5 protein-coding genes and 2 pseudogenes are annotated in these 6,743 nt (G+C 45.5%); 3 read left to right on the top strand and 4 right to left on the bottom strand.

Features of this window, described 5'->3' with window-relative positions; all coding sequences use genetic code 11:
* Positions 1-379, bottom strand: a pseudogene (locus ACTIE6_RS14530) (SPOR domain-containing protein); the annotation flags it as partial.
* Between the two features lie 134 nt (positions 380-513).
* Between ACTIE6_RS14530 and murB the strand changes: the two are divergent.
* The 3 genes from murB (at position 514) to ACTIE6_RS14515 (ending at position 4,828) form a co-directional block, all read left to right on the top strand.
* Positions 514-1,530, top strand: coding sequence for a UDP-N-acetylmuramate dehydrogenase (gene murB, locus ACTIE6_RS14525; protein WP_439557329.1), 1,017 nt, complete (start codon positions 514-516; stop codon positions 1,528-1,530).
* Positions 1,531-1,533: 3 nt separating this feature from the next.
* Positions 1,534-2,763, top strand: a complete 1,230-nt coding sequence (locus tag ACTIE6_RS14520; RefSeq protein ID WP_439557328.1) for a hypothetical protein — start codon at positions 1,534-1,536, stop codon at positions 2,761-2,763.
* Between the two features lie 64 nt (positions 2,764-2,827).
* Complete coding sequence (locus tag ACTIE6_RS14515; protein ID WP_439557327.1) at positions 2,828-4,828, top strand: T9SS type A sorting domain-containing protein; 2,001 nt, start codon at positions 2,828-2,830, stop codon at positions 4,826-4,828.
* Between the two features lie 53 nt (positions 4,829-4,881).
* Here ACTIE6_RS14515 and ACTIE6_RS14510 read toward each other — a convergent pair whose 3' ends face one another.
* From ACTIE6_RS14510 to ACTIE6_RS14500, 3 genes and pseudogenes are all read right to left on the bottom strand, one after another.
* Positions 4,882-5,592, bottom strand: coding sequence for a glycosyltransferase family 2 protein (locus ACTIE6_RS14510; RefSeq protein ID WP_439557326.1), 711 nt, complete (start codon positions 5,590-5,592; stop codon positions 4,882-4,884).
* Positions 5,593-5,642: 50 nt separating this feature from the next.
* A complete protein-coding gene (locus ACTIE6_RS14505; RefSeq protein ID WP_439557325.1) occupies positions 5,643-6,551 on the bottom strand; it encodes an ROK family protein in 909 nt (302 codons plus the stop codon).
* 73 nt (positions 6,552-6,624) lie between these two features.
* A pseudogene (locus tag ACTIE6_RS14500) lies at positions 6,625-6,743 on the bottom strand (short-chain dehydrogenase); the annotation flags it as partial.

The raw sequence follows: 6,743 nt of genomic DNA, 5'->3' as shown, positions 1-6,743 counted from the left end.
AGTAGGAAACGTAGGGGTTCAGGTCAGGAAATGCCTGGTATATATAGGATTTTGCGCCGTCAGCTTCCTGCCGCACATTACCAACATATAGCTGAATGCGGTATCCGTTGATATACCTGATAGACTTGTTGTGTTTGGCCAGCGTATCAAGAACTGTATCCAGTTTTTTATTGACGTAAAGCGGCTTGTCCACATCTGTTTTCGGTACAGTTCGCGTCTTAGGCGCCGTTTCTGTGACGGCTTTATCAAAGACAGGCTCCACATATTCATACCTCGGGCGGACTGCCGAAAGGTCTTCTCTGTACTCCGAGCTGGACGAGCTGACTACCGACTTTTTACTACAGGCTGATAAGATGATCATGACAATCTGCAGTGCCAATAAGGAATTCTTTTTCAGCTTCATATCTCTGAAAACGGTAACTTAACTAACAAACATAATAAAAAAGGATGAATCGGCATACCACTTAGTTATGATTGTAATACCTAACTTTACCAATACAATTCACAATACCAATGCAAATTCAATCCAATTTTCCGCTCCGTCATTACAACACCTTTGGACTGGAATCAACGGCGCGCTTTTTTGTTGAAATTACATCTCTAACGGAATTGACCGAAATTCTGACCAATCCGGAATGGAAAAAAACGCCGAAATTTATTTTAGGGGGAGGCAGTAACATCCTTTTGACGCAGGATATTGAGGCGCTTGTAATTCATCCTAAAATCACTGGAATTGAGAAAATAAAGGAAGCTGATCCACAGGTTTGGCTAAAAGTCGGGGCTGGTGAAAACTGGCATGAATTCGTAATGTATTGTGTAGAAAACGGTTACGGAGGCGTAGAAAATCTCTCCCTCATTCCCGGCAGCGTTGGTGCAGCTCCCATGCAGAATATCGGCGCTTATGGGGTTGAAGTCAGAAATGTAATTGAGTCAGTTGAAGCAATCGAGATTGAAACAGGCGAGCTGCATGTTTTTTCAAATGCAGAATGCAACTTCGGTTACCGTGAAAGTATTTTCAAAAAAGAAGCTAGGGACCGGTTTGTGATCACAGGCGTCACCTTCGTTTTGTCCAAAAAACCAAAACTGAATATCGGTTATGGAGATGTTCAGCGGGTCTTGGCTGAAATGGAAGTTTCAGTGCCAACAATTAAAGATGTAAGCGAAGCAATTATGCGGATCCGGAGAAGCAAATTGCCCGACCCGGCCAAGATCGGCAATGCGGGTAGCTTTTTTAAAAATCCCGAAATCCCCGTGTCGAAATTCGATGAAATCAAATATAAAAATCCGCTTGCGCCAGGCTATCCTGTCGATGAAAATACAGTGAAAATACCCGCTGGCTGGCTGATAGAGCAGGCTGGCTGGAAGGGATACCGAACAGGGAATGTGGGGGTACACGACAGGCAGGCTTTGGTACTTGTCAACTACGGAGGAGGTACCGGTAACGAAATCAAGTTATTATCTGAATCAATTCAGGAATCCATTCTGTCCAAATTCGGGATCAGTTTAAAGGCGGAGGTAAATTTCATCTGATATATGAATTCAAAAAAGCGCAATGCGACGCTGTTTCTGGTCATTCTTTTTGTTGCAGTCTTCTTTCTAAAGCAGCGGTTTACCGTGGAGCTTTATCAGGATGAGTTTCATTACCTGCCCACAGCCGTCTATTTTAGTCCCGAACCAATTCCTTCCATTGATCTGCTGAAAAGCTACAATGAGCTCAATACGCCCATTCCCTTTATTCTGGGAGGCTGGGTTGTCAGTCTTTTTGGCGAAAGCATTCAGGCCCTGCGTTTGCTTACATTCATTTTCAGCTTTGGTCTGTTAATGTTGTTTGTGTGGAACAGTCCTGAAAAAAGCAGACGTTTCTGGCTGTGTTTGGGCGGACTGTTGCTTTTTCCAAACTACTATCTGGTCAGCGTTTATTATTATACGGACATCTTTGCGATGTTTTTTGTGCTCGCCGGTATAGTCGCTTATCTCAAACGTGTACACTGGGCCGGAATGCTGCTGTTTGCGGCGGCTGTTTGTTGCAGGCAGTATATGCTCGCGTTTCCGGCTGCGGTGGTAGCTTACGAGCTGTTTAATCATTTGAAAAAATCGGTTAAACCTGCATGGGTGATCAGGAATGCGTGGGAGGATAAAACCTGGCTTTGGTATAGCATTGCAGTTTTGAGTATTGTACCCTGGGTTTTGCTCTGGAAGGGCCCAGCGCCTGCCGCAGTGATGGCCGACCAGCACTACGATTCGGACAAGATTGCGCAGTACAACTTTGGTTATCTGATGTATGCGTCGGTGGTTATCGCGGTTTATCACGTAATTCCAGAGTTAATTTTTACCAGGAAGCTGGGTTACCTGTTTAAATTCCCGTCGCTTTATCCCAAGCTGTTCGCAGCATTCGTGGCGGTACTCGCCGCTGTCATTATCTTTTCACCTGCCAAACAAGCCTATAATCCCTACTTCACGTGGCCGTATCTGGGTTACATTGATCAGTTATTGATGACGATCGGGATCAGCGGAATGGTTAAGCAAGTCATTTTCGGACTTTTGGCATTGGTTGCCTTAATGCGTTTTTTCTCCCCTGGTTTCAATCTTGCGAGCTGGATGGTTGCGTTTAATGTGCTGCTGCTGGGTAAGGCGCAGCTGTCCTGGGATAAATATTCATTACCGGTCATCATGGCTTTGTGGTTCCTGGCGATGTTTGACGAGCAATGGTCGCTGGCTGAGAATGCAGAAGAAAATCCAGAAGTCGTAAATGCAAAATATTAGGGATATATTTATATCAATTGTGTTGTGAAAATCGAGCCTTGAAATCTAAAAGTTGTTGAATGAAATGAGCTTTACAAGTAAGGTAAGTGCCTTTTTCCTGATCATACTCGCGGGAATTTCGCAGGAGACATACGGCCAGCGTTTCTATTCTGTTGTGTTCAACAAGCTGCCCAAGGATATGCAGCTGTTTGCGCGCGATGACAATAATGTAGCCGAAGTTCCATTTGCGGGAAAAATCGAAGCAACAGGCTGGGACCACATGTCGGTGGTTACTTTCCGCAATGGAAAACAGGTTGGGTTGCAGCAGCAAAAGCTGGATTATGCCGGTCAGAATTTCGCCAATTTTGAGCTGAAACCAAAGATCAAAGCTGAAATGGCGGATTATGATTTTGCGGTTTATGTTTGTAAAACAGACGATTCTGTACTGATTGTAAAACGAACAGAAATCGTTGCGGGGGATTTTTACGTGATCAGCGGACAATCCAACGCAGCCGCGGTCCATTTTGGAGACTGGTCAAGTAAGTACGCGCGCACCCTGGGCAGAACCCCCGATGACAGTCCTGCACAGACTTTGGGCGATACGATGTGGATACCTTCTTCGTGGTCGTGGCCGTATGCGGGCGCCTGGGGCGTGGAAATGCAGCGGCGCATTCTTGAAAAAGACAGCATTCCCACCTGCGTAATCAACGGTGCATTGCCCGGCTCATACATCCGCTATCACACCGATCGCAATGCTGAAAATCCTGCCTCTTCGAATTTATATGGTTTTTTGTACCAAAGAATCAAAGCCGCACGTGCTGGCCGCATTCGTGCTTTTTTCTGGTACCAGGGCGAGCAGGAAGCTTTGGAGGATATCCGCAATTACGAGCAGGAATATGACAAGCTTTTTAAATACTGGCAGCAGGATTACCCGCAGGTTGACAAGTTTGTAGTAATGCAGATCCCGGTACTTTTTAACCCGTATTACGTAGCAGGTACCATCCGAGAATTTCAACGGAAAACCAAATACATTTACCCTAAAACGGATCATTTCAATGTAAATGGCCTGCCTGGATTTGACGGCATTCATTACAGTCTTTCCGGCTATCAGGAACTAGGTAAGAGGGTTTATAATTTCGTTAAACCAAAGGTGTACGGTTCTGCTGACAGCAGCAATGTAAATTGCCCCGATGTGCAGCAGATTTACTATTCATCGGAACAGAAAGACGAAATAACGCTGGTTTTCGAAGAAGGACAGAGCCTGCGCTGGCCGAAAGATACGTTGATTGACGATGTCAGCGGAGCAAAGTTCCTCAAAGGGTTGAAAGATGTTATTTACTTCGACGGTGACGAATCAAAGCCCGCCAGCATTGCGTCTGGCTCAGCAAATGGAAATAGGGTTATATTAAAGCTTTCGGGCGCCTCTAACGCAGGCAAGCTGACCTATCTTCCTGCTTACAAAGGCGAGCAGATCAGGATCTATTATGGACCATTTCTGACGAATGCACGCGGTTTGGGCGCATTTTCTTTCCAGGAATTCCCTATTGCAAATATTATCACATTCCCGGTTTTTGAAGCAAAAGAATCAGAGTTAGCCAGTGTGCGGGTTTCCTGGCAATCCTCTGGCGCGGACCGATATGTGCTTGAAAAGAAAGGACCGGACGATACGGACTTTAAAACCATCGATACATTCAATGGAACTACGCTGTCTTACGAGGATAAAGATGTTTCTCCGGATGAGACTTACAGCTACCGCATTCAGGCTTTCAGCAAAACCTCGCAGTCGCTTGTAAAAACAACCAGCGTTAAAATGCTGCCACTTCTGGCTGTAAAGCAGGAGCCGGGCGAAATGTTCTGGAAAATTTATCCAAATCCCGTTTCAGCTGCTTTAAAGGTGGAGTTTAGAAATCCGGTGAAAGGGGAGATACGGCTGAGCAATGCGCGCGGGCAGCTGGTGCACAATGCACATTTGAAATCTGAAAACAGGTATGAAGTGGATATTTCAACCATGCCAACCGGCCTCTACATTTTGACAGTTGCCCAGGGAGACGGAACAACGATCAGCAGCAAGATCATCAAGCAGTAACCAAAAAGGGTAGCAAGCGCTACCCTTTTTTGGTTACTTATATATTGTCGGAATCAGCTTCCCAATCCGTAGCGTACAATGCAGTACAATGCGCGGAAACCGTCTTTCCAATTGATCTTTTTGCCTTCTTCGTAAGTACGCCCGTAATAAGATACACCTACTTCATAAATCCTGATCTTCGGTATTTTGGAGATTTTGGCAGTCACTTCCGGCTCAAAGCCAAAGCGCTTTTCGTGGAGCGAAAGGTTCTTGAGCAAGTCGGCCCGGAAAAGCTTGTAGCAGGTTTCCATATCCGTCAGGTTCAGGTTAGTGAACATATTGCTCAGGAATGTCAGGAACTTATTGCCAATCGTGTGCCAGAAAAACAGGATTCTGTGCGGCCTGCCTCCCATAAAGCGCGAACCGTAAACTACGTCGGCGTATCCGTCGACAACCGGGCGGAGCAGAATGTTAAATTCCTGTGGATCGTACTCAAGATCAGCATCCTGCACGATAATGTAGTCGCCGGTTGCCCGCCGGAAGCCAGTATGTAATGCAGCTCCTTTTCCCTGGTTAAATTCGTGGCGGTAGTAACTCACTTCGAGAAGCGGGTTTTCGGCCATAAACCGCTGTGCTACTCCTTCCGTGTTGTCTGAGGAGCAATCATTTACGATTACAATTTCTTTCTGAAAACCATTTATCAATTCAACGGATTTGAGCTTATCCAATACTTTCCAAATTGTTTTCTCTTCATTGTAAGCAGGAACTATAATTGATAATTTCATCCGTGGCTAATATTCTTTATGGCTAATGTGAAGTAGTAAATGGTTGTATGTCAATCAAAACATAACGAAGCCGCTCCAAGCAATCCTGCGTCATTGGCTAATGTAGCACGTTTGATACTGATCGTTTTCAGATAATAGGGAGTCAGCCAGTATTCGAAGCGCTCGTTAATTGCGGGCAAAATAAATTCAAAGGAAGCGGAAATGCCACCGCCGATCAAAATTGTAGTAATATCCAGGATGCGCACCATTGAAACCAGTCCCTCTCCCAGCAAGTAACCCATTTCGTGAAATACCTGCTTGGCAAGTTCGTCGCCGCCGGAAGCTGCTGCTACCAGGCCGGTTGTGGAAATAGTACCGTCTGATGGAAGTTGTGTTGTGCCCGTATAGGCTGCACGCATGGAGTTTGCTAGATCAAGAAGTTCTTTTTTGCCGATGTTCCTTTCAAGCACCTTACCATTTTTGGAAGGGATATGTCCGGGTTCCATTGCATTACCGCCGCCGCCTTTGAACACTTTCTTATCTATAATAGACGCGCCGCCGATCCCGGTACCGAGGGTTACGAAGATGTAATCTTCCGGTAATTTATCTTCTCCGAAATAGTACTCTCCCAATGCAGCTGCATTCGCGTCATTTTCGAGGTAAAAATCGTGTGTTGGAAAGCGGGCTTTCAGGTCGGGCACGATCGCAATACCATCTATCTCGGGAATTGCAGTAATTTCAATCAATGTAGTCCGGTCACGGGTAGTTAGTCCAGGAACTCCGATACCTACTCGTCTCACCTCGGGATATTCGACCAGCTGTAATGCGATTGCATCGCCCAAACGTTCAATAAAATGTCCTGAGCTGCGCCAGCTGGCGGTATCATGGCTATAAAAATTTGAGATTCTCCCATCCGTAGCGTCAACGATTCCCATTTTTACGTTAGTACCGCCCACGTCTATACCGAGGTATTGTTCCATGAAAAAAGCTAAAGGTTTTAATAAATAATTTTAAAAATGCGGCAATTTACTAAAAATGCGCTTTGTACACTAATCAATCCAGGTCACCCAACTGCGGGCGGATCAATATTTCTTCAACAACAGTGCGTCCGGAAAGCGAGTAAGTTGACCAGATCGCCTCTGCAACGTCCTTTGGATCAATAAATCGTTCTT

Source organism: Dyadobacter sp. (assembly GCF_051859145.1).
In the GTDB taxonomy this organism is placed as follows: Bacteria; Bacteroidota; Bacteroidia; order Cytophagales; family Spirosomataceae; genus Dyadobacter.
Note: the sequence above shows the minus strand (reverse complement) of the source record. Positions and strands in the feature narration are given on the sequence as shown.